This window comes from Mycobacterium intermedium, from assembly GCF_002086275.1.
Classification (GTDB): domain Bacteria; phylum Actinomycetota; class Actinomycetes; order Mycobacteriales; family Mycobacteriaceae; genus Mycobacterium; species Mycobacterium intermedium.
Genome location: NZ_MVHT01000017.1, coordinates 1 through 25534, shown reverse-complemented (window position 1 = coordinate 25534; position 25534 = coordinate 1). Strand labels below are relative to the sequence as shown.

General features: G+C 64.8%; 26 protein-coding genes and 1 pseudogene. 5 read left to right on the top strand and 22 right to left on the bottom strand.

Annotated elements, in window-relative coordinates; translation table 11 throughout:
- Position 1: 1 nt before the first annotated feature.
- The 6 genes from BST27_RS08695 to BST27_RS08670 form a co-directional block, all read right to left on the bottom strand.
- Positions 2-847: a TauD/TfdA dioxygenase family protein gene (locus BST27_RS08695; RefSeq protein ID WP_069420486.1), complete on the bottom strand. Its 846-nt coding sequence runs from the start codon at positions 845-847 to the stop codon at positions 2-4.
- A gap of 23 nt (positions 848-870) precedes the next feature.
- On the bottom strand, positions 871-1206 hold the full coding sequence (locus BST27_RS08690) for a hypothetical protein (RefSeq protein WP_069420485.1): 336 nt from the start codon (positions 1204-1206) through the stop codon (positions 871-873).
- Positions 1207-1208: 2 nt separating this feature from the next.
- The gene (locus BST27_RS08685) at positions 1209-2477 is read right to left on the bottom strand and encodes an aromatic ring-hydroxylating oxygenase subunit alpha (RefSeq protein ID WP_069420484.1); all 1269 of its coding nucleotides are present in this window, start codon (positions 2475-2477) and stop codon (positions 1209-1211) included.
- 15 nt (positions 2478-2492) lie between these two features.
- Positions 2493-3251: an SDR family NAD(P)-dependent oxidoreductase gene (locus BST27_RS08680; RefSeq protein ID WP_197518143.1), complete on the bottom strand. Its 759-nt coding sequence runs from the start codon at positions 3249-3251 to the stop codon at positions 2493-2495.
- Positions 3244-3555 (bottom strand): 2Fe-2S iron-sulfur cluster-binding protein, encoded by a 312-nt coding sequence (locus BST27_RS08675; RefSeq protein ID WP_232007341.1) that lies wholly within the window; start codon positions 3553-3555, stop codon positions 3244-3246. Before BST27_RS08675 ends, BST27_RS08680 begins: the two co-directional genes overlap by 8 nt.
- A gap of 85 nt (positions 3556-3640) precedes the next feature.
- A complete protein-coding gene (locus BST27_RS08670; RefSeq protein ID WP_069420531.1) occupies positions 3641-4531 on the bottom strand; it encodes a DMT family transporter in 891 nt (296 codons plus the stop codon).
- 348 nt (positions 4532-4879) lie between these two features.
- On the opposite strand from BST27_RS08670, the gene BST27_RS08665 reads away from it, so the two are divergent.
- On the top strand, positions 4880-5647 hold the full coding sequence (locus BST27_RS08665) for a PE family protein (protein ID WP_232007346.1): 768 nt from the start codon (positions 4880-4882) through the stop codon (positions 5645-5647).
- 330 nt (positions 5648-5977) lie between these two features.
- On the opposite strand, the gene BST27_RS08660 is transcribed toward BST27_RS08665, so the two are convergent.
- The 10 genes from BST27_RS08660 to BST27_RS08615 form a co-directional block, all read right to left on the bottom strand.
- Positions 5978-6424, bottom strand: coding sequence for a MarR family winged helix-turn-helix transcriptional regulator (locus BST27_RS08660; protein WP_069420530.1), 447 nt, complete (start codon positions 6422-6424; stop codon positions 5978-5980).
- Positions 6425-6447: 23 nt separating this feature from the next.
- Entirely contained in the window at positions 6448-7698 is a 1251-nt protein-coding gene (locus BST27_RS08655; RefSeq protein WP_069420482.1) for a metal-dependent hydrolase family protein, read from the bottom strand.
- Complete coding sequence (locus BST27_RS08650) at positions 7695-8015, bottom strand: hypothetical protein (RefSeq protein WP_372515550.1); 321 nt, start codon at positions 8013-8015, stop codon at positions 7695-7697. Before BST27_RS08650 ends, BST27_RS08655 begins: the two co-directional genes overlap by 4 nt.
- A 25-nt stretch (positions 8016-8040) precedes the next feature.
- A complete protein-coding gene (locus BST27_RS08645; protein ID WP_069420480.1) occupies positions 8041-9309 on the bottom strand; it encodes an aromatic ring-hydroxylating oxygenase subunit alpha in 1269 nt (422 codons plus the stop codon).
- A 237-nt stretch (positions 9310-9546) separates the two neighbouring features.
- Positions 9547-9894, bottom strand: coding sequence for a WhiB family transcriptional regulator (locus BST27_RS08640; RefSeq protein ID WP_079219897.1), 348 nt, complete (start codon positions 9892-9894; stop codon positions 9547-9549).
- A 217-nt stretch (positions 9895-10111) separates the two neighbouring features.
- Complete coding sequence (locus BST27_RS08635; RefSeq protein ID WP_069420478.1) at positions 10112-11236, bottom strand: metallophosphoesterase; 1125 nt, start codon at positions 11234-11236, stop codon at positions 10112-10114.
- The gene (locus tag BST27_RS08630) at positions 11229-12083 is read right to left on the bottom strand and encodes an ABC transporter permease (protein WP_079219898.1); all 855 of its coding nucleotides are present in this window, start codon (positions 12081-12083) and stop codon (positions 11229-11231) included. Before BST27_RS08630 ends, BST27_RS08635 begins: the two co-directional genes overlap by 8 nt.
- Entirely contained in the window at positions 12073-12861 is a 789-nt protein-coding gene (locus BST27_RS08625) for an ABC transporter ATP-binding protein (RefSeq protein ID WP_232007340.1), read from the bottom strand. Before BST27_RS08625 ends, BST27_RS08630 begins: the two co-directional genes overlap by 11 nt.
- Positions 12858-13874, bottom strand: coding sequence for an ABC transporter substrate-binding protein (locus BST27_RS08620; RefSeq protein ID WP_069420477.1), 1017 nt, complete (start codon positions 13872-13874; stop codon positions 12858-12860). The genes BST27_RS08625 and BST27_RS08620 overlap by 4 nt, the downstream gene beginning before the upstream one ends.
- Positions 13875-14001: 127 nt before the next feature.
- The gene (locus BST27_RS08615) at positions 14002-16332 is read right to left on the bottom strand and encodes a CehA/McbA family metallohydrolase domain-containing protein (protein WP_069420476.1); all 2331 of its coding nucleotides are present in this window, start codon (positions 16330-16332) and stop codon (positions 14002-14004) included.
- Between the two features lie 77 nt (positions 16333-16409).
- On the opposite strand from BST27_RS08615, the gene BST27_RS08610 reads away from it, so the two are divergent.
- Positions 16410-17312, top strand: coding sequence for a LysR family transcriptional regulator (locus tag BST27_RS08610; RefSeq protein WP_069420527.1), 903 nt, complete (start codon positions 16410-16412; stop codon positions 17310-17312).
- Between the two features lie 19 nt (positions 17313-17331).
- Entirely contained in the window at positions 17332-18216 is an 885-nt protein-coding gene (locus tag BST27_RS08605) for an amidohydrolase family protein (protein WP_069420475.1), read from the top strand.
- Here BST27_RS08605 and malQ read toward each other — a convergent pair.
- The gene (gene malQ / locus BST27_RS08600) at positions 18197-20182 is read right to left on the bottom strand and encodes a 4-alpha-glucanotransferase (RefSeq protein WP_069420474.1); all 1986 of its coding nucleotides are present in this window, start codon (positions 20180-20182) and stop codon (positions 18197-18199) included. The two genes, BST27_RS08605 and malQ, sit on opposite strands and share 20 nt — an antisense overlap.
- A 110-nt stretch (positions 20183-20292) precedes the next feature.
- Between malQ and BST27_RS08595 the strand changes: the two genes are divergently transcribed.
- Positions 20293-21066: a PIG-L deacetylase family protein gene (locus BST27_RS08595; protein WP_069420473.1), complete on the top strand. Its 774-nt coding sequence runs from the start codon at positions 20293-20295 to the stop codon at positions 21064-21066.
- Between the two features lie 7 nt (positions 21067-21073).
- On the opposite strand, the gene BST27_RS08590 is transcribed toward BST27_RS08595, so the two are convergent.
- The 5 genes from BST27_RS08590 to BST27_RS08570 form a co-directional block, all read right to left on the bottom strand.
- Positions 21074-21496, bottom strand: coding sequence for an ATP-binding protein (locus BST27_RS08590; RefSeq protein ID WP_069420472.1), 423 nt, complete (start codon positions 21494-21496; stop codon positions 21074-21076).
- Between the two features lie 103 nt (positions 21497-21599).
- On the bottom strand, positions 21600-22070 hold the full coding sequence (locus BST27_RS08585) for a hypothetical protein (protein ID WP_069420471.1): 471 nt from the start codon (positions 22068-22070) through the stop codon (positions 21600-21602).
- A 120-nt stretch (positions 22071-22190) separates the two neighbouring features.
- Positions 22191-23624, bottom strand: a complete 1434-nt coding sequence (locus tag BST27_RS08580; protein ID WP_069420470.1) for a WS/DGAT/MGAT family O-acyltransferase — start codon at positions 23622-23624, stop codon at positions 22191-22193.
- A gap of 33 nt (positions 23625-23657) precedes the next feature.
- Positions 23658-24521 carry an alpha/beta fold hydrolase gene (locus BST27_RS08575; RefSeq protein WP_232007344.1) on the bottom strand — a complete coding sequence of 288 codons (864 nt, stop codon included), beginning with the start codon at positions 24519-24521 and terminating at the stop codon, positions 23658-23660.
- Between the two features lie 137 nt (positions 24522-24658).
- Positions 24659-25111, bottom strand: a complete 453-nt coding sequence (locus BST27_RS08570) for a PaaI family thioesterase (protein ID WP_232007339.1) — start codon at positions 25109-25111, stop codon at positions 24659-24661.
- A gap of 134 nt (positions 25112-25245) precedes the next feature.
- On the opposite strand from BST27_RS08570, the pseudogene BST27_RS31265 reads away from it, so the two are divergent.
- Positions 25246-25534: pseudogene (locus BST27_RS31265) on the top strand (hypothetical protein); the annotation flags it as partial.

The window sequence follows — 25534 nt, the reverse complement described above, 5'->3', positions numbered from 1 at the left end:
ACTATTGGATCGGTTCGTCGCCGAGCACGGTGGTGCGCAACATTTCGCGCGGCGAGTCGGGGTCGTACGGTGCCGCCCGATGCAGCACCCCGCGGTTGTCCCAGATCACCGTGTCGCCGACCGACCAGGAATGGCTGTACACCTTGTCCCGCACCGTGGCTCGTTGCAGCAGCTCGTCGAGTAGGGCACGACCTTCGTCGAGGTCCATGCCGACGATGTAGTCGGCGGACGCGCCCAGCACCAGGGACTTGCGGCCGCTGCGATGTGTCCATACCAAGGGGTGTTCGTGGGTACGACGAGAGCGCCACCGTGCCAACAGTTCCGGGCTGGGATTCGGCGTGACTCGCCGTTGAGATGCTTCCAGGGAGTGGACGACGCGCAGCGTGGCGAATCGTTCCTTCTCTTCGTCGGTCAGTGCGTCGTAGGCGGCGTAGGAGTTGGCGAATTCGGTTTCGCCGCCCCTTTCGGCGACGTGAATCGCTGAAAGGACGGTGGCCTTTTGCGGGTAGTCGTCCCCAATGGGCGTACACCCATCGATGTGCCAGTCGAACGTCGCCTTCAGGTAGTCCGCCGAGGCGTTCTTCGACTTGTCCAGCGTGATCGGATAGATGCCGGCGACGGGGTGGTGGCCATCGGAGCTGTGATCGATTTCGCCGAGCCGACGGCAGAACACGACCTGGTCTTCGGGCGAGAGATTGAGCCCGCGAAAGACCAGGACTCCGTTGTCCTCCAACGCTTCCAGGATTGCGTCGCCGATCGCGTCGTTGTCGGCCAGGTGGGTGGCGTCCAGGCCGGTGACCTCAGCGCCGACGGACTCGCTGAGCTTGGTGATGGTCAGCAGACTCATCGTCTGTCCTTTCTGAGCGAATATCAGGGCACCGGCTCGTCGGTGCGGATCATGACCGCGTCCGCGGCGTCGGTGGGGAGCGGCTGGTGCATGATCTCCACCGCCATGGCGACCATGATCAGCGAATAGATCAGGTGCAGCAGGTTGAGCGCGTCGTCGGGCAGGTCGTCGAGGGGGAACTTGTCGCAGTACTCGATGGCTTCCTCGAGTCGCGGGAAGAACGCGTCGTAGAACTCACGCATGTCGGCCATGCTGCTGTTCACTCGCTTGTTCCACCGCTCGGTCTCGGTGGCCAGGCACCAGATTCGGGCGTAAGGCTCCAGCTCGGTAAAAGCACTGGGCAACAAGGTTTCTGACATGCTCAGACTCCTGCCGGGGCCGCGGCGGTTTCGCGCTGGTAGGCCTCGACCCAGTCGACGACGACCTTGTGCAGGTGCCGCACCAGGATCTCCTGGTCGTTGAGGGGGAAGTCCTCGACGATGCCGTACTCCAGCGCGGCTTGCGTGCCGCCGAGCATGCCGGCGTCCTGTAGTGCGAACTCCTTGAGCACCACCGACGCCACTTCGTGTTCGATTCGCTCGCGCACCGTGCGAGCGGGGTGGAAGTAGGTGTAGGCCTCGAACCGATGGGTGTTGTACGAGGTTGGCCAGTACCGGTAGAGCAGGTACCAACCGCCGTAGATGAGGATTTCGGTGTTGGGGAAGATCTGAAAGTTGCTGATACCCCATGGTTCTATGCCGCCCGGATTGAGCCCGGCCGGTAGCTCGCCGATGTCGGGGGTGCGCCACGGCCCGACCAGGCCGCTGCGGGTGGCCCGTTCGATGGGATACATGTATTCGGGCGGTAGCAACCAGCGTCGTCGCCCGGCAGTCGACACCAGCCGGTGCGGACCGTCGAGTTGGAAGTGGCCGCAGGTGAATCCGGCGTTCGGGACACGCACCTCCGGCGGCACCTGCTGTGGGTGCAGCGAGGGGACATGGTAGTACTCCTGGAACGCGTCGGCGAAAATCTTCCAGTTGCTGTTGTTATGAGCGACCCAGCCGTAGCGCTCGGTCAGCTTGTCGAATGGGTAGTCGTCCAGGCCCGTGATCATCGGACCGAGGAACTCGCGTAGGGTCTGCCGCGGCTTGGGGTCAAAGTTGATGAAAACAAAGCCATTCCACACATCGCAGTGCACCGGACTCAGGCCGTAGTCGGCGGGGTCGAGGTCGAAGAACTCCGACTGCTGTTGCAGGAAGGTGAGCGCACCGTCCAGGCTGTAGCGCCACCCGTGGTACTTGCAAGTGAACCGGCGGCACGTTCCGCGTGTCTCGCGATCGGGAAAGTCGTTCCACACCAGTTTGTTTCCGCGGTGGCGGCAGACGTTGTAGAACGCGCGGATGTTCTCGTCGCGGCCCTTGACGAGTAGGACCGAGACGCGGGCGACCTCGATTTCCTTGGTCACATAACTTCCGACGCGCGGAAGTTCCTCCACCCGGGCCACATTGAGCCAGGCTCGTTTGAACACGGCTTCGCGTTCCAGTCCGAAGAACTCCGGTGAGGTGGAGTCCTTGAATGAGACGGGACCGGTTCCCAGTTCGGGGTAATGCTCGGTCCAAGATCCCTCGGCGGGTCTACCCTCTCTGGCCACGCTGCACCTCCTGCCTCACATCACCGCGCCGCCGTTAACGCCGAGCACCTGACCGGTGATGAAGCCGGCCTCCTCCGAGCACAGAAACCCGACCGCGGCGGCAATGTCGGCGCCGGTGCCCAGGTGGCCCATCGGAATGTTGGCGGCGATCTCCTCATTGGATTTCAGGTATCCCGCCGCTTGCGCCGCGTGCTGCATCGGCGTCTCGATGCCCGAGGGCGGGATGTTGTTGACGGTGATTCCACGCGATGCGTATTCGCGGGCCAGCGACTTGGTCAGGGTGATGACGGCTCCTTTGGACGCCGCGTAGTGGGCGGCGAACGGTGATCCGCGCTGCGCGCTGGACGACGAGATCATCACGATGCGACCCCATTTCGCGGCCACCATGTCCGGCAATGCCACCTGGCAACAATGGAACGTCCCCGTCAGGTTGACGTCGATGATCCTGGCCCAGGATTCGGTGGTGATGTCGGCAAACGGGGAGTATCCGAATATCCCCGCGCTGGTCACCAGGATCGACACCGGGCCGAATTCGCTGCGCACCTTGTCGAAGGCCTGCTCGACGCCGGGGCGGTCGGTGACGTCGGCGCCGATGCCGACGGCTTGGACGCCGTCTGCCCGCAGGTCTTCGGCAACACGTTGTGCGGCTTGCTCATTGACGTCGAGCACCGCGACCTTGTGCCCGCGCCGGCCGAGCTCGTGGCAGGTGTCCTCACCCATGCCCGAGGCGCCCCCGGTCACGACGGCCACCCGGCTCACACTCTGCCTACTCATAGATCACCCGGACCGTGCGACTGGTCGGCAACGACTGGCAGGTCAGGATCCAGCCCTGAGCCACCTCGTCGTCCTCGAGCGCGTCGTTGTTCAGCATCTGGACGGAGCCATCGGTCAAGCGGGCCATACATGTTCCGCAGGAACCGATTTCGCATGACGAAGGCGGTTGCAGGCCGGCCATGCGGGCCGTCTGCAGCACGGTTTCGCCGTCGTTGTGAGCGACCGTGATCGAGCGTCGGTTCAACTCGATGGTTACCGCTTCTGTGACGGCACTGTCGGCAACTGCCGGCGCGGGATCATGCATCGTCATCCACAGTATCAAGTACTTGTGATTGGTATCAAGCCGCATCAACTCACGCACGGGCGCACCCAGGCACGCAGTTAGAGCGTTATTCGGACCGCTGCGCCAACTCAGCCTCGAGTTGGTCTTCGTAGGCACCCTCGTCGCGGGCGAGCGCAATTGTCGCGGCGGCCATCGCGAGGACCACGATCGGCAGCACCAGCATCCGGACGCCGGATAGCGTCAAATGTTCCCCGAAAACCAGCGAACTCAGCAGCACAGCGATCACGGGTTCCAGCACGAGCATGGTCGGGACCGATACCTTCAGCGCACCGGCGTGAAAGGCGGACTGCTGTAGCAACGTGGCCAGCAGACCCACCGCGACGAGCACGTAGAACCCCGGAAGGAGTGCGAGCGCGACCGGCCCGTTGGTATCCACCACGTGCATGACCATTTTGGTCAGCGTCGCCACCACCCCGAACAACACTCCGACCGCCACCGAGAGCAGCACTGCACGCCGCGGGCCGGCTGATCGGGCTCCTACGAGCACGCATCCGAAGATCAGCGGGGTCAGCACGGCCGCCACTACCCCCCACGCCACCCAGTTGCCGACGTAATCACCGTGCTTCGGCCGCGCCAACGCCACGAAAGCCGCCAATGCCGTCGTGAGCAGCAGCGCCCATAACCATTCGGCCCGCGTTACCCGTCGGCCCGCCAACCGGGCACTCAACGGCAACGCGAACAGCAAGGACGACACCATCAGCGGTTGCACCAGCAAGATGGAACCCTTGGTCAAGGCGAGAGCTTGAAAGCCGTAACCCGCCACCGCCACCCCGCTGCCCAACCACCAGAGTCGCTTGCGCAGCAGGGTCGTCAGCATATGAGCGCTGACACCGTACTCGTGCGGAACGTCGATGGTGGCGCGCTGTCGGACCACGATGCCGATCGCCATGCACACCGCGGCGAGCAACGCCAGCAACACCACCAGACCCTGGGTCATCGATTCCTCTCGCTCGTTGCGTGCGCGCAATCGCGTAACCGAGTAGCCGGGTTCCTACAGCACGCAAACATAACCCAAGTCGGCTCGGGCTCGGGCTGCGCCGCTGCTGGTCGATCCCCACAGTGATGGCGTCGTGGGATTTTGAGGAGTTGGCCGTAGACACCGATGACTCGCATGACCAGTGCCGGCGAGCTATCGGCACCCTCGACGACATGGCTTCACTCGTCCGTGCCCGCGCCGAGGTAGTTTCAGCAAACGTTGACACAACGATCTCACTGGCTGTTAGGCTGCTGGTCTGACGTTCGGTCTATGCCACAGATGCCTTGCCGAAGGACCAAGCAAGTGTCGATGCTGAATCTCGTCCCGGCCACCGTTTTGGCAGCGGTTGAGGATTTGCGAAACCTGGGCGCCGGACTGCGCGCTGCCACTGCGGCGGCAGCGGACCAAACGACAGCGATCGCAGCGCCCGGCGTCGACGAGGTGTCCCAGGCAATCAATGCACTTTTCGGCACGCAGGCGCAGGAGTTTCAAGCGGTTAGCGCCAAAGCCACGCTCTTCCATGATCAATTCGTCAAGCTCTTGCATGGGGGAGTTACGCAGTACGCCGTTACTGAAGTGGCGAACAGCAAGCAGGTACTAACCAATGCTGCGAATGCGGCAGCGCAAGGTCTACAGAGCCATCCTCTAATCGGAACAGGTCAAGCGTCGACTGGTGCCGCCGCGACTCCCTTGGAAACCGTCAGTTATCACCTTGGCCCACTTGAGGCATATAGCCAGAACAATGTTTTCGGCACTGAAATAGGCCTGAGGCTCAACACACCATTAGGATCCGCAACGTTGTTTGCAGCAGGTTTTCAGGCGACGGCTACTACGTCGATACCTGTTTCTTTCTTTATTCCCTCTTACCACGTAGATTCATTAAGTTACTTTGGGAACCCTCTTTTGTACTTTACCTCGTATCTTGCGGTCAATTATGGGTATAACATTTACCCGACCGGGTATGGCCTCAGCCTCAACGGTTTAACGTTCACCTGGCCAGGACCCGCGTCGTCGCTCGGCGGCGTTCTTCCTAGTGTTAGCTACACGCCGTGGCCGGGACCGCCTCTGTTTTTATGACGCAATTCGAACGACGTATCGTCAAGCAGCCTTCCGGACCGGGCATTTCTTCTCAAGAATTCCTGCGGTTGCTTTTGCAGCCCGAGGCGTGGCCGAAGTTCTCGACGCTCTGGCCCTGATGCATGGAGCACCGGCCTATGTGCGGTTCGACAAAAGGGGCCCGAGTTCATTGCTCATGCTGTGACGACTGCGCGACGAGCTACAAACGGGTCCCCTCAAAGGCCGGCTCTGGCACGTCGTCCGGCCGTCGCAATCCTCCGCGCGAACCCGATGAACGGTTCCACGGCGACGCGTGAACTTTTCGAACTCCGCCACCCTCGCGTCACTCGCCTACACGTGGTCCTTGAAGAGCTCATGCCCAGTACCCTTTTCGACCACTCTCCCCAACAAGTCACGCAGGGTCTGCTGTTCCTCGGCACTCAGCACGCCGAACACCTTCTCGTGTGCGGCCACGGCGTCACTGATCACCGTGGTGACCACGCTTCGGCCTTCGTCGGTCAGGTAGGTCCGCAGAATGCGCTTGTGCTGCGGGTCTTGCCTGCGTTCGACCAGACCGCGCCGCTCCAGCGCCGTAATGGCCAGTTGTACGCCTTGCGGCGAGATCAACAATCGACGCGCGAGTTCGGCGCCGGACAGCCCGGGATAATTCAAAAGCTGCCGCAGCACACCGATTTGGGCGGTGCTTACACCGTGCCCGCTGACAGCGTCGTTAACGGTGGTCAGTGAGAAATAGAACGCCTGCTTGAGCAACCACAGAAGGTTCTCGGTGAGTTCCATTGCCGGATCTAGTTCTTGGTCGCTCATGCCGGCACCTTGTAGATCTGTCCGTCCTTCATGACGAACGTGACGTTCTGGGTTGCGGTGATGTCCTGGGACGGATCACCGGGAACGGCAATGACATCGGCGAGGTACCCGGGCGCGAGGCGGCCCAACTCGTGGTCGGCTTCGACGAGCTCGGCGGCCACCACCGTGGCGGCACGGATCGCTTGCATGGGCGTCATGCCGCGGGCTACCAAGGCCTCGAGTTCCTTGGCGTTCTGGCCATGCGGAATCGCCGGCGCGTCGGAACCACACGCGATACGCACACCGGCGGCAATAGCCTTGGGCAGCATCGCCTTTGCCTTCGGGAAGACATCCTCGGCCTTCTTGCGGAGCTCGGGCGCGATGCGATCTATCGCCATCGCCTCAGTCAGGTAGGTGGTGGAGACCAAAAAGGTGCCGTGGTCGACCATCATCTGGATCGTCTCGTCGCTGGCCAGGAAACCGTGTTCGATGCAGTCGATTCCGGCCCTGATGCACGCCTGGATGGCGGCGTCGCCGACGGCGTGGGCGGCGACTCGCACCCCGGCCCGATGTGCCTCGTCGGCGATCGCGGCGAATTCGGCGTCGGAGTACTGCTGAGCACCCGGTGACGTGCTGTGCGACATCACCCCGCCCGACGCCGACACCTTGATCAGTTTGGCGCCGTGGCGGATTTGGTAACGAACACAGGCGATTACGTCCGGCACCCCGTTGGCGATGCCTTCGGCGACCGACAACGGCATGATCCCCGGCGCCAACCGCTGGAAGACCGTCGGATCCAGGTGCCCCCCATACGGGGTGACGGCGTGGCCCGCGGGATAGATGCGAGGACCGACGTGCCAGCCTTGGTCGATGGCGCGCTGCAGCGCGACGTCGAGCAGGTAACCGCCCGTTTTCACCATCAGTCCGAGGTTGCGCACGGTGGTGAACCCGGCTTCCAGCGTGGTGCGGGCATTGACCGCGCCACGCAGGGTGCGATACGCCGGATCGTCCTGAACGCCATGCATCGGCGCCGGTAGGCCTTCGGGACCGCCTGGGCCACCGATGAGCAGGTTGAGTTCCATGTCCATCAGGCCCGGCAACAATGTGGCATCGCCGAGATCAACAACCGCCGCCGAATCCGGCAGGGGCCCTTCCGGATTGATTGCGGCGATGCGCCGTCCCTCGACCAGGACGACCGCCGGGGACAGAACTTGTCCGGTGTCGACGTCGGCCCAGCGGGCGGCCCGCAGGACGGTCACATCCGTCATGGATACGGCTCTAAGACACAGTCGAGCGTCGAAGCCCCTGAATCGGGGACGCGCGGCTGCTTCCAGCACTCGACAGGAAAAGACACCATGATCATCGAGTACAGCAGGTGCATGAGGTTGAGGACGTCCTCTGGCAGGTCGTCCAGCGGAAACTTGTCGCAGTAGGACAGCGCTTCCTCGGCGCGTGGCGTGATGGCGTCGTAGAACGCCTTCATCTCCGTCATCGAGCTTGCGAGCCGCTTCGCGTAGCGCTGCGGTTCGGTCGGCAGACACCAGTCGGCGAAAGGTTCTAGGTCAGCGAATTCGGTTGGTAGCATGGGTGATTTCTGCGTCATCGTGTCCTCACACCCCAGCCGCCAGCTGCCGCTGGTACTCGTCGATCCATGCCGCGGTTTCCTTGTGCAGGTGGCGCAACAGGATCTCCTGGTCGTTGAGTAGGAACTTGTCGACCACGCGCGACTCAATCATGCTCTGAGTCGCCTCCAGGGTGTTGGCGTCTTGCAAGCCGTATTCCTTGAAGGTCACCGCGGCCAGTTCCTGGGCGACGCGCTCACGCGGAGTGCGCGGCTGAGGGAAGTACAAGTTGCCCTCGAAGATGTGCGAGTTGTACGAGATCGGCCAGTAGTGGTAGGTCAGATACCACCCCTGCCCCCAGAAAAGCATGACGAAATTGGGGAACAGCTGGAACGAATCCAGGCCCCACGGGTCACATTTCGCCGGATTCAGACCTTTGGGCATCTCGCCCAGGTCGGGCTTATCCCAGGGGCCGAACAGCCCGCTACGGCAGATGTCATCCACCGGCTTGCGCATCTCGTCCGGCATCTCCCACGCGCGCACACCCGACGTGCTGACCAGACGATGGGGACCGTCCAGCCGGTAGTGCGGAGCCTCAAAACCCGCTTCCGCCGCGGCTTTTGAATAGCTCGTCGGCGACTGGTTCGCGTGCAGTACCGGTGCGTGATAGAACTCCTGGAAGGCGTCCATGTACAGCTTCCAGTTCGCCTTCACCTCGGAGCGGTAGTACCAGCGAGAAGTCAACTTGCCGAACGGGTAACCCTCCAGGTCCGTCACCATCGGCCCCAGGAATTCGCGCAACGTCTGTTCGGGCTTCTTGGCGAAGTTGACGAAAATAAAGCCCTCCCAAACGTCGCAGTGCACGGGCACCAATCCGTAGCGACTCTTGTCGAGGTCGAAGAACTCCTCTTCCTGCTGCACGAACGTCAGGTTGCCGTCCAGGTCGTAACGCCACGCGTGGTACTTGCAGGTGAATTGGCGGCAGACACCGCTGGTCTCCTCCAGCGGCATGTCGTTCCATACCAGCTTGTTGCCGCGGTGGCGGCAGATGTTGTGGTAGGCCTTGATTTCGCCAGATGTGTTTCGCACCAAGATGATCGAGGTGTTGACGACCTTGAGCTCTTTGGTGAAGTAGCTGCCCTTGCGGGGAAGTTGTTCGACGCGGCCAATATTCAGCCAGGCGCGCTTGAAGATTGCGGCGCGTTCCAGTTCGTAGATCTCGGGGCTGATCGAGTCCTCGTACGACACCGGGCCGGTGCCCAGTTCGGGATAGTGCTGGGTCCAGCTACCTTCCGCCGGCTTGGGGAACCGAGCCATCGCCGCTCCTGTCCGTTTCGTTGCTCATACGGAGCTGATGCGGACCCGTCCAGCGGTCCGCAGGACTCCCTGCGGCCGACGGTATCGGTTCAAAAGTGCAATCGCAAGTAGTTGATACTTCTAACGGCCGAGGACGCTACGCAGCGCAAACGGAGACGCCTCGCGAATTGCTCGAGAGGCGTAACAAAACCGTAATGATGAACGACGGACCCGAAGCGCTGCGAATGCGGGTTGTGGTCAGCTGACGCCGCGGCGCTTGCGGTTCTCGAAGTATTCCGACCAGGAGGCCACGTCGGGGTGCTGCTTGTGCAGTGCCCGGCGCTGACGTTCGGTCAAACCGCCCCATACGCCGTACTCGACCTTGTTGTCCAATGCGTCGGCCGCGCACTCCTGCAGGACGGGGCATTGCCGGCAGATGGCGGTCGCCTTGCGCTGCGCCGCTCCGCGCACGAAAAGCAGGTCAGGATCGACATCCTTGCAAAGACCCTGCTGAACCCAGGCACGATCCTCCGCCGTGGCGACACTGGGCGCGGTGGTCAGCGAGACAAGCCGCACTCGCCGTCCGGCCGGTCGTGATTCTGACACGAACTGTTTCCCTTCATCCCGGTCGCGTATGCGACCGCCCTCCCGGTTATGAAGACGAACCGTGCCAAACCATGCCCACCGGTGTGACTCAGATCTCCCCTCGGAACAAAGTAGCGGTTCGGTCACGATCGCGCAATGGTTTTCTGGCACGCGCGTACCTTTTATCTTTCGCAGGTGACTACCACTGCCCGGACCGTACACCTGTGAGCTGCTGAAATCAGCTGATGACCCGGTCCAACGGGCGGGCGGGGAATGGCGCCTCCTGGCTCGGCCCGGCGAACGGGTTGTTGAGCCTGATGGTCCTTTCGGCGTTCGGGTACCAGCCCTGTGCGGCGTACTGGCTGGTATGCAGATAGCACTGGATGCGCACGTCGGGACTGCCCGGAGTGAACGTCAGCAGTCTGCTGACTGGGAGCGTCGTTATCGGCATGTGGTAGCGGCTCAGCGACGCGGCATTGAGAAACCACGTTCCCCAGCGTTGCTCGATATGCGTCTTGCCCCCGTAGCTGTCGTCGGGGTTTGTGTGGGTGTGGCCGGCGATCCATAGCGCCACCCGGCCGGGGTGTTCGGCCAGGAACCGTTCGAACGCGCCGGAATCGGGTTGGCTGTCGACCCAATAGAGATACGAGGCCCCTTGCGGTGTGCCGAGGTCGAAGGGGCGGTGATAGTGCTCCTGCCATCGCCCGTCCGGGCCCTTACGGACTCCTTCCCATTCGCCGGAGGCCACCGTCGTGTTCTTCAGGACGTAGTGGTGGACGGTGACGATGATGGCGTCGGGATTGCTCAAGACCATGTGTTTCCACCAGCGGAAGGTCTCGCCGGTGACAACGCCGCCCGGGTTGCCCCCGAGGGTCCCGCGTCCGACGGTTTGGGTTGGTTCGTTGCGGTCGCTGAGCATGAGGAACAGCAGGTTCCCCACCCGGAACGAGTAGTGCTGCCAAACGCCGCTGACCGGGTAGCGCCGTGCGGCGCTGTCGACACCGGAGAAGGCGGTGTGCTGCCCGAGCGGATCGACCCACTTCTGCCACCACCACGCCTCGGGTTCGTCGAGTCCGCTGCGGTCGTGATTGCCGCACACGCTGTAGATGTCCTCGCGGCGGTGGTCGCGCAAGCTGTCGAACTGACGCCGCAACTCTCGGCCCTCGTCGTCGTCGGGCAAGCCGTGGTGCGCCCCGGACATGTCGCCTACGTCAATCGCGATGTCCCATTCGAACGGCGGTCCGCCTTCGCTGCCGCCGCGTTCCGACTGCGCGATCGCTTCGGCGAGGCTTTCTCTGCCGTGCGCCTTGTCCGTACCTACGTGCGCGTCTCCAAACGCCCAGATGCGGAACGGGTCACTCACCGTCGACCTCGAGCAGGCCCCAGCGGCGGCGGACCTGCCGGTCGGCGGCGGCGAACGCGCCGTCCATGGCGATGCCGATCAACAAGATGACGATCATGATCGAGATGGCCGCGGGCATGTCACTCATGTTCTGCGCGTTTTCGAGCAGCACTCCGATCGATGCGGTGTTGCTGACAAGCACCACCAATTCGCCGGCCATGAGGCTGCGCCACGCGAAGGCCCAGCCTTGTCGCAGTCCGCTGACGAACATCGGCAGCGACGCGGGCAGAATCACGTGCCGGTACAACGCGACGCCTTGCAGGTTCATGGTCTTGGCCGCCCGCAACAGCAGGGGTGGGATGTGGTCGGCCCCCGCAATGACCCCGATCGCTACCGACGGCGCGGCGCCTATGACGACGACGAACAGGATCGCGGAGGTGTGCAAGCCGAAGAAGATGATGGCGAACGGGAACCATGCGATCGCGGGCATGGTCTGCAGACCGGTGATGATCGGCCCGAATGCTTTGCGCAGTAGGTTATTCCGCGAGATCACTGCGCCGGCAACGGTTCCGAGAAGCAGAGCGAGCCCGAACCCGACAAGGGCCCGGTTCATCGTTGTCCAGACGGCGTCCCAGAGCAAAGGTTCCCGCACCTGCTGCCATAGGTTCGCCGCCACGGTGCCGGGACTGGGCAGCACGTAGGACGGCTTCCAACCGCTGGCGTACACGGCCTGCCACACCGCGAGGATCACGGCGACGGCCAGGAATTTCGCCTGCAGCGAGGCCAGTCCATCCCGAATCCAGTTGCTACGCCGGGACGCTGCGGTCAACCGGTAGTTCTGCGTGGCGATACCGCCCCTATCTCCCATCACCGATCCCCTCGTCGTGCAGTCGCGCGGTGATGCGGGCGGCCAGCTCGGCCACCTCGGCGGTGTTGGCGTCGCGGGGTCGCGGCATCGGGACGTCGAACTCCTCGACGACGCGGGCGGGACGCGGGCTGAGCACTAGGATCCGGTCGGCCAGCCGCGCCGCCTCGCGCACGTTATGCGTCACGAACACGACCGTCAAACCCTGTTCCGCAACAATGCGTTCCAGTTCGGCATGCAGGCGATCGCGGGTCAACGCGTCCAGCGCGCCGAATGGTTCGTCCATCAACAACACGTCGGCGTCCTGAGCGAGCGCGCGCGCCAGCGCCACGCGTTGCCGCATGCCGCCGGACAGTTGGTGAGGGCGTTTTGCGGCGAAGTCACCTAGCCCCACCGTCGACAGCAATCGGGCCACCCGCTCCTTCCGTTGCGGACGCGGCGTACCGCGCGCACGCAGTGCCAGGTCGACATTGGCGGCTGCCGTGAGCCACGGAAACAGTGCCGGCTCCTGGAACATCAGCGCCACGCGCCGCCCCCGGGTATCGATCGCGCCGCTCGATGGCGTTTCCAAACCGGCGATCAACGACAACAGGGTGCTCTTGCCGCAGCCGGATGCGCCTACGACACAAACGAACTCACCGGTTGCGACGTGCAGGGAGACATTGTCGACGGCGCTGATCGCCGACGGGCCGTTCCCGAAGTGTTTGGAGACAGCGTCCAGTCGCACAGCGGACGGCACTTCCGCCTGAGGCACGAGGTCGGGGCAGGCGAAGCGAGTCACGTTGCGACCTGAGGTTTGCCTGACGCCGCGAGCACGGCGTTGAGCGGACCTTTGTCGACCAACCCGTTGACGTCGAGAGGCTTGAGCAGCCCAATTGCCACCGCCTTGTTCACCTCGTCACGCAGCGAGTCGATCCCCGGATCGTTGGTGAAGGTCGTCTCTTCGAACGACGCGGTCAGCACGTCGGGATCAAGGCTTTTACCGAGGGTCTTGGCCAATGCCGCGTTGGCAGACTGCGCGGCATGGGCCCGGTCGTGCGCGATGATGTCGTTCGCTTCGACCTGAGCGCGCAGCAACCCCGCGACCGCGTCCGGGTGCGCGGCAAGAAAGTCCTGCCGGACCACCAGCACGGTGATCGTGTTGGGATCCGACCACAACCGCACGCCTCCGGCCTTGATCATCTGCACATCGAAGGGCACCGAATTGACGGCACCGGCGATCTGGTTGGAGATGAACTGCTGCACGATGGCCGACTCGGGAGTGGTCGGCTTGATCGAAACATCGCCCCCACCTTGGGTATTGGTGTGCAAGCCATTCCTCGCCAACCAGTCGCGGAGGCTGACGTCGTGAGTGCCACCCAAGGCCGGGTCGGCTACTGTCTTGCCGCGCAGGTCCTGAGCGGACGTGATGCCGGGCTTGACCACCAAAGACGTTCCGCCACTGGCCGCCCCGGAGATGATCCTGATGGCCGTCCCGTTCGATTTCTGCCAGGCATTGAATGCCGGGTTGGGGCCAACGTAAGCGGCGTCCAGTTGGCCGGAAAGCAGCGCGGTCACTTCCTCGGTGCCCTGACTGAACGGCTGAGTCGTGAGATTGACGTTGGGCCCGAGCTGTTTGGTGAACAGGCCATCGGTGATTCCGACGAGGGCCGACGCGTGGGTGATGCGCGTCAGATAGCCCAGCCGCAGTGACACGGGCGCGGACGCGGTGGAGTTGGTCGAGTGCGAGCAGCCCACCAGGGCTGCCGCGGCCACGGCGGCAAGCGCCGCGGCGATAAATCGGTGACGCGACATGCGTTTCCTTAACGGGTGAGTCGAACAGGGATTCAGGCGGAAATGATCGACGCCGTACAGGACGCGCGCGTGACGCGGTGCAGATCGATGTGCAGTCGCCGAGTCAGGCTGCTGCGACGGCCGCACATCACCGCTGCCTCGTGTCGCGGCGCACGAACAACGGGCTGGTCCACACCTGGTGACCATCGAATTGCCTGGCGCGCAGGTACATTGCGCTGTCAGCAGGCGGCAGGTGCAATTTCAGGTCTCCCTTGACGGTGCTGGGTAGCGCCGCGGGTTCGGCGATACGTTCCAGGCGAATCCTCAAATTCAGGCCGCCGACTTCGACGTCGCGGTGACCGTCAGCGATCAGGTCCGCCCCGTTCACGGTGAAGCCGGTGGTCAAGTCGTCCTCCAGCACCCTAGCCTCGATTTCAAAACGGGTTCGGCCAAGGTCGGCGAGCCTGGCGACCAAACCGATGTCGGAACCGTAGGTGGTCGTTCGCCATTCGGCCTCAGCACCGTGCAGTTCCAGGCGCTGTTCGGGATGCGTTGCCGCCCAGGGTGTCATGTCTTCCACCGCGGTGCCGTCGATACTCATCCGCCCCACCCAGGTAGCCCAGCGGTAACGGTCGCGATGCCGTGCGCCACCCCAGCGAATCCGGACCAGCTGCCGTGAGAGCCCCGCCTCGGCGTGCAGGTCACGCCGCCACACCGGTCCCGTTGTGTCGTAGGCGAGGACCTCTTCCCAGCCCGCAGTGCCGTAGAGGGCGTAGCTTGCCGCCAAATCTGTTGTTTCACTGAAAATCTCGTCGCCCATCCAGTGGTCACCACTGCGCAACAGAGCGACCGCGCGCGCCCCGGTGGTGGCCCAGGTGCGGCGCGCGCGTAACCCGCGGCCAACCTCAGCGGATGTGAGCGCCGGTGCCAGGATCCCGGTGAGTCCGCCGTATCCGCCGAAGATGTTGGCCCCGGGGGACCCGCCGCCGGGTCTGCCGCGGTGCTCGTCGCTGGCCGCACTGGCACCGAACCGAAGGCCCCGCGCCAGCGCGTCCTCGAGAAACCACGGGCTACTACCCCACGCGGAATGCACCTCGATGAGCCGTTCCAAATCAGGGTGATGCCAATCCAGGATCGCGCGTCGGCCGCCGACATGTGGGATCAACAGATAGGACTCCGGATCCTTCTCGTAAGCGGCGTACAACTGAGTGATCGGCCAGTTTTGCGGCGTCGGCGACGTGCTCGCCATGCCTTGGCGCCATTCCAGCGAGCGAGCCAGGGTGGTGTCCTCACCGAGGAACACGACATTGTGGTCGCCGCCGACACCGGCGTTTCCGCACCATTCGACGCCGGGGAAGCATACGAAGGTCCCGTCTTGCGATATCTCCCGGCATGCCGTGACGACGTCGACCCACGCTTCGTCGGTGATCTGAAAGTCGTTGGCGGTGTAACCCAGAACGTCCAGTGCCCCGATGTCGCGGCCATAGCGCAGGTTCCAGTCGGTGTTCTGGGTGCCTACGGTGTCATTGGAATGCACATGCAGATCACCGAAATAAGCACGGGGACTCGGGAATTCGTCTAGAACATCGATAAGGGCCGACCCTCGGCCGAGGACCGTGGTGCCGGTCTTGGCGATCACGTCGACGCGACCCGAGGTAGCCGGCACCGTCAGTTCCCCCTGGGCCCAGCCGGCTGCCGGCATGGTCGTGCTGGCCACCGGTACGCCGTCAACGTGCGCGCTCACGGTGGCGGCAGTGCCGGTGCAGACGTTGCCCCACCGGTCTTGGAGGTGGGTCCGCAACCGAACGGTCGACACGTCACCGCGCACGACACGCGGGCCGTGGACGACGACATGTTCTGGTTGACCCGGAACGATCGCAATCTTGTTGACGGCCGCGTGCGCCATCCGCGAGGTTCCCAGCGGGTCGACGAACAGGTGGGCTTCAAACTCGTCTTCGACGAACGTCTGCACACGGGTGCCTGGACCGCCGAACCTGCGGTCGCCGAGCCGGATTTCGAGCACATCGCCGGGTCGCAGGTAACCGTCCACCACGTGAACCAGCAACGACTTCTGAAACGGCCGCTCACCGCCTTTGACGTCGTAACGGACGGCCAGTTTCTGTACGGTCGCGGCCGCGTCCGTCGAGGCGCCGCCCACGAGCGAACGCTGAAGCACCCGGGCCGTCGCGTAGTCGCGCCCGCCGGGTTCCGAGGTCTGCAAGTCCCAGTCGGAGTAGTAGCGGAAGCACAGCTTCAGCCAGCCGCTATCGGCGATGCCGGAGCTGCCGACGGTGTAGGTGAACACCACCTCGACGAGTGACCCGGCCACCAATTCCGCATGCGAGCATGCCAGGCTGCCGAGAAACGGCAGCGCGTCTAACTCCGCGGTGATTTTGTCACGCACTTCAGCCACCGAGCAGTCATTGCTGGCCGGGGGACGCGGCAAGCTCAGCGGGCGCAGCGTGACCTCAGCGGACATGGCCCCATCCTGGTGGCATAGCCACCTAGGAGTCCAACGAATAGATCTGATCAGATTCATCAGCAATAGTGATCAGTGTGAATTTGCAGCAACTCCGCTACGCGGTGGCTCTCGCGGAGACCAAGAGCTTTACCAAGGCAGCCGAGGGACAGTTCGTCGTCCAGTCGGCGCTGAGTCAGCAGGTGCGCCGCCTGGAAGAGGAACTCGGTGTGCGGCTGTTCGAACGAACCACCCGGACGGTGACACTGACCCCCGCCGGGGAGTCGCTGATGCCGTTGCTGCACCAGGTGGTGGCCGGGGTCGAGCGCATCAAGTTCGATGCGCAGGCCCTGAGCGGCAGCGTTACCGGCCGGCTCACGGTCGGGATGATGGAGATCCCATCGGAAAGCCTCGACGTCGCAGCGTTGATGGCGAACTTTCACCTCCGGTATCCCGATGTCAGCGTGACATTGCGCAGCGGCGGAAGCGATGTCCTGGTGAAGGCCGCGGCTGAGCGCAAACTCGACGCGGCGATCGTGGGTTCCAATGTGTCCCGAAGCCACAACAATCTGATCTTCACCCACTTGTTCAGCGAGCCGCTTGTCGCTGTCATGCCCGCCGAACACCCGCTGACCAGACATTCGTCGGTGTCAGTGACCGAATTGGCGGAGCTGTCGTTCATCGATTTCCCTCCTGGATACGGGTTGCGCCACGAGACGGACCGCGGGTTCGCGGACGTGCCCCGCCGGGTGGCGTTCGAAGTCACCCGCGTCGACGAGGTCGTCCACTTTGTCCGGAAAGACCTCGGCGTTGCCTTGCTGCCGGAATCTGTGGCACGCACCCGCGCGGATGCCGACCCGACCCTCGCGTTACGGCCGGTCCGCGGCGCTGACATGCACCGCCGGGTTCATCTCGTCACACCCCGGCCGGATCTGCGCTCGGCAGCGTGCCAGGCGTTCATCGGGTGCGTCGACGAGCACCTGGGAAGGGCACCGGCCTGACCTGACATCCTCGCTGTCGATGGACGAAACGGATTCGATACGCGAACTTTGGCGGTCACTGGGTCTGCCGGGCATCGTCGACGTGCACACGCATTTCATGCCCAAGCGGGTGATGGACAAGGTCTGGCGTTACTTCGACGACGCCGGCCCGCTGGTGGGACGTCCGTGGCCGGTCGCCTACCGCACCGACGAGCAGCATCGACTGGAGACGCTGCGCGGGTTCGGGGTCCGAGCCTTCACGTCGCTGGTCTACCCGCACAAACCGCAGATGGCGGCATGGCTGAACGAGTGGGCCGCCGCGTTCGCCGCGGCGACCCCCGATTGCCTGCACACGGCGACGCTCTACCCCGAACCCGGCGCCGAAGCCTACGTCCGGAAGGCCGTCGAGGCCGGTGCGCGCGTGGTCAAGGCCCACGTTCAGGTCGGCCGGTATGACCCCACCGACCCGTTGCTCGACGGCGCGTGGGGGGTGATCGAAGACGCGGCCGTCCCGGTGGTCATCCACTGCGGATCCGGCCCCGCACCCGGTGAACACACCGGACCCGACCCCGTCGCGGCGCTGCTGCGGCGCCACCCGCGACTGCGCCTCGTCATCGCGCACATGGGCATGCCCGAATACTCCGAGTTCCTCGACCTGGCCGACCGATACGACGAGGTACGACTCGACACGACGATGGCTTTCACTCCGTTCGTGGAGGAACTCATGCCTTTCCCACGCTCGCAATACCCTCGGCTGCGCGACCACGCCGACCGCATCTTGTTCGGCAGCGACTTTCCGAACATCCCGTACGGATTCCTCGACGCGTTGCGCGTCCTGACCCGGCTACCCGGCATCGATGACGACTGGCTGCGAAATGTGTTCCATCACAACGCCGCTCGTCTATTCAGCTTGCCGGACGGCTGAACAAGGCCGCGATCTCGGCGACCCGTGGGTCGTTACGTAACTCCTCCAACGTCTCCGGCAGCGGCAGTCGCCAATTCGGGTACTCGTCGATCGTGCCGGGCAGGTTCGGTTGCCGAGGCTCGGCGATCACGTCGTAGGGTGCGATCAACTTCAACCGGCTCGGGGTCGACGCCAAGAACCGGTGCATCGCAACGATGATCGACGCCTCGTCGGGCTCGGATCCGTCCTCAGGCAGCAGCCCTTCCGAGCGAAGCAGCGTCAGCCACTCGGCGCGCTCCTTGTCGGCCGTGGCCCACTCGGCCGGCACGTCATCGAGCAGGTCGAGATCGGCGCGTACCCGCACGTGTTCACCACGCAGAAAGCCCGCGGCAGTGGGCAGATCGTGCGTGGACAGGCTGGCGGCCGCCCGCGACGGCCATTTCGCCGACGGCAGTAGCGGCTCGTCCGGGACGGACTGGTCGCGAGTGAACCAGGAGACCGCGCAGCCCAGCATCCCGCGGTCGGCCAGCCCGTCGGTCACTTCCGGTTCGACCGTTCCAAGGTCCTCGCCCACGACCGTGGCCTTGGCGCGGTGTGCTTCCAGGGCCAGGACCGCGAGCAGGACCTCGGTGTCGTAGTAGACGTAGGTGCCGCGATCCGGACCCTCGCCGGGGGGAATCCACCACAGCCGCCACAGGCCCGCGACGTGGTCGATGCGCAGCCCGTCGGCGTGGGCGAGGACCGCGCGCAACATGTCCCGCAACGCGGCATACCCGGTGGCGGCAAGGCGGTCCGGCCGCCACGGCGGCAGTCCCCAATCCTGCCCGCGCGGGGTGAAGTTGTCCGGCGGCGCGCCCACGCTCACCCCGGTGGCGAGCACGTCGGCGAGTGCCCACGCGTCGGCTCCCTCTGGGTCGACTCCGACCGCGAGGTCGTGCACCACGCCGAGTGCCATCCCGGCCTCCCGGGCGGCGTCGCGTACCGCGGCCAACTGCTCGGCACACCGTTGCTGCACCCAGGCGTGGAAGGCCAACCGGGGTGCCAGTTCGCGGCGCACCGCGGCCACGGCGGGGCCGGCGACATCGCGCAGCGGTTCGGGCCATCGGGTCCAGCGACCGCCGTGCCGCTCGGCCAGCGCACAGTACGTCGCCCAGTCGCGCAGGCCGTCGGAGTGGTCCAACGGGGCGGGCCGGCCCTCGGCGCGCCAGAGCAGTTCCAACGCGGCTCGTTTGGCCGCCCACACCAGGTCGTGATCGATCCGCGGAGTGCAGGCCGACACGCGCAGGGCATCCACCTCCGCTCGGGTGACCGGGTCGGCTCGACGGTAGGCGCCGAGATCCTCGATACGCAGAGCGAGCGGGTTGGCGAAGCGCCGACTCGACGGGGTGTACGGCGACGGCTGCACCGGATGCGTCGGGCCGGGTGCATGCAACGGGTTGAGCAGCACGGCTCCGGCGCCGTGGTCCGCAGCCGTCCACTGCAAAAACTCCCGCAGGTCGCCCAAGTCGCCGATGCCCCACGAGCGCGCCGATCTCAGCGCATAGAGCTGCAGCATCCAGCCCCAGGTATCCGGTGGCGCCGGAACCTGCGGCGGAGCCGCCACCAGAGTGACCTCTTGGCCGTCGCGCGTGTACAAGCGGTACCAGCCGGGTGGCAGTCCTGCCGGGAACTCGTCAGGTACCTCGGTGCGGGCGCCTTCCTCGTGGACCAGCAGAGTCGCCCCTGGCAGCGGCTGCGGCCGTCCGTCGACTCGCACCGCTACGGTCGGCGGCAGCAGGCCGGCGCTGTCGCGTTCGGCCAGCCGGGCCAGCTCGCGGCGTCGATCCTGTTCGGTGCCCGCATCGACATCCAGCAGTCCGAGCACCCGGATCACCACATCGGCGTCGACCTCGACCGGCTCGCGTCGCTCGTTTCGGTAAGACGTTGCAACCCGGTGCGCCGCCGCCAGCCGGCGCAGGTCATCAGGTATCGGTTTGGGGTGCGCCATCTAGCTGGGCCGCTGCTCGGAAAACATCAGCCTCATATACCCGAGCGGCGAATTCTCACACCGAACGTTGAACGCCAAGCGAATTGGTCACGGCAGGCATACTGCAAGTCATGGCCACCGTAGTCGCGTTTCACGCTCACCCCGACGACGAGGCGATCCTCACCGGCGGCACGCTGGCGAAGGCGGCGGCCGCGGGGCATCGTGTGGTTTTGGTCACCGCGACCGACGGACGAATGCACAGTGCGCCCGACGACACGCGGTTGAATGAATTGCGCTCGAGTGCAACGATTCTCGGTGTACACCGACTTGAGTGCCTCGGTTATGCAGACAGTGGCCACGGGCCCGACTTCTACCCGGATCCGCCTGGGCGGGTCCGGTTCGCGCGGACCGATGTGGACGAGGCCGCCCAGCGGCTCGCCTCGATACTCCGCGAAGAAGATGCGCAGTTGCTGCTCAGCTATGAGCGCAACGGCGGGTACGGACACCGGGATCACATGCACGTGCATCGGGTCGGCAAACGCGCCGCCGAATTGGCTGGGACCCAACGGGTTCTGGAAGCCACGATGCCGCGCGAGACGCTCATCCGCGTCGGTGACGTCGCCCGCATGTTGCGGTTGCCACCACCGTACGACCCGGACGTGGCACGCACGGCATACGCACCGCGAGCGGCCATAACCCACCGCATCGACGTGCGTCAGTTCGTCCGCCAGAAGGGCCGCGCGCTTTCCGCCCATAAATCTCAAGTGGGAGATGGGCTGGGTGCTCGGACGCTGCGCCTGTCACTGCGCCTGCCACCTCGACTGCTCGGTGTGGTGTTCCGATACGAATGGTTCGTCGATCCTGCCGCGCCCTCCGGCACTGTGCGAAGCGACATCTTCGACTAGCGAGTGGCTATTGCCGTTGTCCTACCGGTTGGGGCGCCGTCGAATAGTCCAGACGCACGGTGGTGCCATCGGGACGAGCCTGGATGGCGCAATGATCGGCAAGGGCGCGCATCAACAGGATGCCGCGCGAAGCGTGCGGGTCTTCCGGCGGCCGCGGAGAAGGCCAGTGCCAGGTTCCGCGGTCGCTGACGCAGACGGTGAGCGACTCCGCCTCGGCGTCGTAGCGTGCCTGGAGCCGCATGGTGCCCACGCATTGCTGGCCGCGGTAGGCGTGTTCGACGCAGTTGGCCAGGGCTTCGTTGACGCCCAGGATGATGTCGTCGCGAAGTTCACCAACCCCCCGCACCTTTGCCTGCAGCCAGCGGTCCAGCGCGCGGCGGCATTCGGCCGCCGTGACGGCGTCGGCGGCACCGGCGCACGTCAGCTGCATCGGCTGATCGGAAAGTGCTGAACTCACAATAAAACGCATACCCAGGTCTGGCCCGGACCCTAACCTTGTCTTCGTTTCGATTCGGCCACAGGCCGGTTGATGCTCAAAATCCGAAATCCATTGGCTGTGCGCCACCGTGCGCGAGGTGTCGCGCGGCCACGGCCGTCGCCGTCGCGGTGCCCCTCTGCATGGTTCCGACGATTGTCACCTCGTCATTGACCGTGAAATACGAAGCAGCGGTAGCCGGTTGGTTATCTCCGGCCGCAATCACGGTGGTGTCTGGCGTCAGCAGATAGGTTTGCGTGTATCCATCGGCGCTGCGTGCGGTGATTGAGTCCGCCGACACCGCTATCAGCGTGCCCTCTTGACTCACCGGCCGGGCATGCGACGGTGCGTCGACCGTCACCGCGGCAGCCTCCGTCGCCCGGTTAGCCTGTTGCGCATCGAGGATCAGCCCGGCCAAGCTCGCGGCGCACAGCAGCGACGCGGACCCGATTCCGAGCGCCCAGCCAGCGCGCTGCTGCCTCGGCTGTGTTCGCTGCATCGACGGGGTCATGCGGTGCTTGGCGGTCATGGCGATCCCTCTTGCTGCGGTTACACGCCAGAGGTCATCGACGCTCACCGGATCAGGTAGTTGCCGGCAGTGTTCCCGAACCACCGCGTCGATAAACGATGGGCTGTGGGCGGCGCCTGGTCAGCTGGGCATCGCGGCGGGGATGTCCGTGCTCCCGGCCAACCCCGCTCGTTCGTACAGCTCGATGAACGCGGCGACGAACGCGTCGGTCACCTCGTGGGTGTCGTTCAGCGTCGCGTCGTCGGAGAGCACCGAGATGCTCAGCTGGTCGACGTAGCTCCACACGGTGATGTTCAGCGCAGACCCCGCGGCCAGGGGTCCCACGGAGTAGAACTCGGTCACCACGGCTCCGGCGATATTGCCGCGTTGCCGCGGCCCGGGCACGTTGGAAATGATCACGTTGAACAGCTGGTTGGGCGCCTCTCGCCGCGACATCCAGCGGAACGTCGTGCGCGTGACGCCCGGCGGCACGAACTCCAACCACTGACTGACCAGGGTGGGGCCCAGGAGCTGGTGATCTTCCTTCGCTATCCGGGTTGAGGTGCGGATCAGGCCTAGCCGCTGCAGCGGATCGGCCGCCTGAACGGGCAGCGAAACCAGCATGGTTGACAGGGCGTTACCGCTGATCCGGTCCGGCGAGGTGTCGGTGGCGGTGGGGATCGAGGCGACCAAGGGCCGGTCGGCGGGTTCGCCGTGATTCTGCAGCACCTGCCTCAGCGCACCGGTGGCGATGGTCAGCACCAGGTCGTTGATGGTCACGCCGAACTTCTTGCTGATCGCCTTGATGTCGGCAAGGGGCACGGCAGCGCTGGCGAAGGTTCGCCCTGGCGTGAGTTTGTGGTTGAGGAAGGTCGGCGCCGGATCGAACGCGGCGGCCAGCTCCGGATGCCGGTAACGCTCCCGCGCTCGACGCTGCAGCCGGTAAGCCCCGACCACTCCGTCCCGCACCGCCGCCGGCAGGCTCCGGATCCGCGCGGCATGATCACGTGCCGCGAAGCGGAGCACTTCTCTGGTGTTGGGATGGGTGTCGGGGGTGCTCTCAGCGGGCGGCGAAGTCGACTGCGGCGACGCTTCGGCGGCGGGCCACGCCATGACCCTGGCCATCAGATTCGCCGAGGCCACCCCGTCGGCCAGGACGTGGTGCACCTTGCCGATCACTGCCACGCGCTGGTCGGCCAGTCCCTCGGCGTAATAGAACTGCCACAGCGGGTGGCGGCGGTCGAGTGGCGTGCTCGCGATCGCGCCGATCACCGCGTCGAGTTCGCGCCGGCCTCCGGGAGCGGGCACCCGCACGTGTTGCAGGTGGTAATCCAGGTCGAGTTCGGCGTCTTCGCGCCAGACCGGACGATGGATTCGCCAGGGGGTCTTCAGTAGTTGGAAGCGCATCGGTTCGAGGACCGGGAGGGTGGCCCGGAACACCTCGCGGAACGCCTCGAAAGTCGGCGCGCCGTCGAATCCGCTGGTGTCGACGATCGCGATCTTGAGGGTGTGCTGGTGGACGTTGGGCGTCTCGCTGGCGAGCATCAGCACATCCCAGCCGCTGAGTCGCTTCACCGCCGTTCCTCCCAGGGCACCGACACGTTTTGATTATCTGACAGCCTCGGTGGCGCCGTGCGACACCGGAAGCCGGCGGTGGACAGATTCGACGGCGCGGGCCAGTCCGGGTACGAACGCCGCGGGCTGCAGGGTGCAACCGGCGTGGCCGGCCTCGACCGGCACCGCCTCGGCCCCCGGGATGTGGTCGGCCAGCCACTGCTGACGCCGCACGCCGAATGCCCGGTCTTTCATGGTCACCACGAGCGACGTGGGCACGTCGATGTCGCCGACCCACGTCGTCGAGTCGAACCGGACAACTTCGGCGATCGCACGGGTGATGCCCCCTGGCGAGGTGGCGCGGGCCTGGTTCAGCACCCACTGATAGTCGGCCAAGAAGCTAGTGGTGACCGCTCCCGCGGGCGGGTACAGCCGCGGCGCAGGGGTCAACGATTCGACAAGCGCCGCAAACAGCCCCGTGGCGACGCGCTCGTAGCGGGCACGGCTCACCGCCGCGGTGGCCGCGCACAGCACAAGCCCGTCGACCCGGTCTCGGTGGCGTCGCCACACCAGCTGGGCAATGAGCGACCCCATGGAATAGCCGACCGGAACGAAGCTGGGGATATCGAGAACGTCGGCCAGTGCGGCGACGTCGTCGGCGCAGTCCTCGAACAGCAACCGCGGCGGCGAGATACCTTGCCCGTGGCAGCGCTGATCGAAGACCACCACGCGACCGAAACGCCGCACCACGTCCAGCGCCGGGTACCACGTCATCAGTCCGGTGCAGGCCAGGGAGTGCAACAGGATGTAGGTCGGCCCGTCGCACGGTCCCGAGTCGTAAACATAGGTGCTGCCACGACCGGGCAGGTCGACGATGTGCCCGGTCGGCATCTGCGCGACCGAAGCCAACGCGGGCACCTTCAGGAACCGCGGCAAACTGATCCCTCGTGCAGTCGAGACAGTGTCGGTCTGGCTGATCTGGCCATTAGAACACGGCTGGGACGTTGCGGATGCTCTGGACCACCGCTAAGCGGGTGTGAGCCCGGCAACTGCCATCAACGGTTGTGGGCGCGAAGTTGATACAGCCCTCGGGTGGTGGCGACCACCGTGCCGTTAGCGTCGGAGACGACGGCCTCCAGCGTGTAGTTGGCTTTGCCGCGTTCTGCCGCCTCGGCCGCGACGCGGGCAATCGTCTCGTCGTCCATCGATGCCTCGGCGCGCAATGGAGTCGTGGCCATACTGACGAAGGTGATGTCCACGTTCTTCACCAATGGAAAGAACTTGCTCGTATCGAACGTGGCGAGCGCGATGATGCCGCCCAGAATCTCGGCGACGGTGAACTGCACACCGGCGTAGATGACGCCGAAATGGTTTCCGTTGCCCTCGACCGGGACAGTGGCGGCGGCAAAGCCGGGCCGTGCCTCGACGATCTTCAGCCCCATCTTGTCGGCAACCGGAATGGTCGATGCCAGATTGGCATTCATCATCTCGACGATCTGGTCAGTCACGCCACGATGTTCGCACAGCTCCCAGTGCCCGGCTCACCCGCCTGGTGTACTTGCCGTGAGCGCTTGGATCCGACCTCGCCGCCCCCTAGGCGCACGAGAGCACACGAGGGCACACTCTCTCAGGCGAGATTGCCGTGAAGGTCGTGGTGGAGGCCCAAACCACAACCACCACCGCAAGCTCGCCGCCCCCTGAGCGCGCGAAGGCAAACCTTCGCAGCGAGATTGCCATGAAGGTCGTGATGCAGGCCCAAACCACAACCACCACCGCAATCTCGCCGCCCCCAGAGCCCGCGAAGGCAAACCCTCGCAGCGAGATTGCCATGAAGGTCGTGATGGCGGCCCAAACCACAACCACCACCGCAATCTCGCCGCCCCCAGAGCCCGCGAAGGCAAACCCTCGCAGCGAGATTGCCATGAAGGTCG

Coding starts and splice junctions, on each gene's coding strand:
- BST27_RS08590 (WP_069420472.1), bottom strand. CDS start 21,496: ATGCAGCTGACGTGCGCCGGTGCCGCCGACGCCGTCACGGCGGCCGAA.
- malQ (WP_069420474.1), bottom strand. CDS start 20,182: ATGGCGCACCCCAAACCGATACCTGATGACCTGCGCCGGCTGGCGGCG.
- BST27_RS08650 (WP_372515550.1), bottom strand. CDS start 8,015: ATGCTACCAACCGAATTCGCTGACCTAGAACCTTTCGCCGACTGGTGT.
- BST27_RS08695 (WP_069420486.1), bottom strand. CDS start 847: ATGAGTCTGCTGACCATCACCAAGCTCAGCGAGTCCGTCGGCGCTGAG.
- BST27_RS08690 (WP_069420485.1), bottom strand. CDS start 1,206: ATGTCAGAAACCTTGTTGCCCAGTGCTTTTACCGAGCTGGAGCCTTAC.
- BST27_RS08665 (WP_232007346.1), top strand. CDS start 4,880: ATGCTGAATCTCGTCCCGGCCACCGTTTTGGCAGCGGTTGAGGATTTG.
- BST27_RS08645 (WP_069420480.1), bottom strand. CDS start 9,309: ATGGCTCGGTTCCCCAAGCCGGCGGAAGGTAGCTGGACCCAGCACTAT.
- BST27_RS08595 (WP_069420473.1), top strand. CDS start 20,293: ATGGCCACCGTAGTCGCGTTTCACGCTCACCCCGACGACGAGGCGATC.
- BST27_RS08605 (WP_069420475.1), top strand. CDS start 17,332: ATGGACGAAACGGATTCGATACGCGAACTTTGGCGGTCACTGGGTCTG.
- BST27_RS08585 (WP_069420471.1), bottom strand. CDS start 22,070: ATGACCGCCAAGCACCGCATGACCCCGTCGATGCAGCGAACACAGCCG.
- BST27_RS08670 (WP_069420531.1), bottom strand. CDS start 4,531: ATGACCCAGGGTCTGGTGGTGTTGCTGGCGTTGCTCGCCGCGGTGTGC.
- BST27_RS08680 (WP_197518143.1), bottom strand. CDS start 3,251: ATGAGTAGGCAGAGTGTGAGCCGGGTGGCCGTCGTGACCGGGGGCGCC.
- BST27_RS08660 (WP_069420530.1), bottom strand. CDS start 6,424: ATGGAACTCACCGAGAACCTTCTGTGGTTGCTCAAGCAGGCGTTCTAT.
- BST27_RS08620 (WP_069420477.1), bottom strand. CDS start 13,874: ATGTCGCGTCACCGATTTATCGCCGCGGCGCTTGCCGCCGTGGCCGCG.
- BST27_RS08655 (WP_069420482.1), bottom strand. CDS start 7,698: ATGACGGATGTGACCGTCCTGCGGGCCGCCCGCTGGGCCGACGTCGAC.
- BST27_RS08675 (WP_232007341.1), bottom strand. CDS start 3,555: ATGCATGATCCCGCGCCGGCAGTTGCCGACAGTGCCGTCACAGAAGCG.
- BST27_RS08615 (WP_069420476.1), bottom strand. CDS start 16,332: ATGTCCGCTGAGGTCACGCTGCGCCCGCTGAGCTTGCCGCGTCCCCCG.
- BST27_RS08630 (WP_079219898.1), bottom strand. CDS start 12,083: ATGGGAGATAGGGGCGGTATCGCCACGCAGAACTACCGGTTGACCGCA.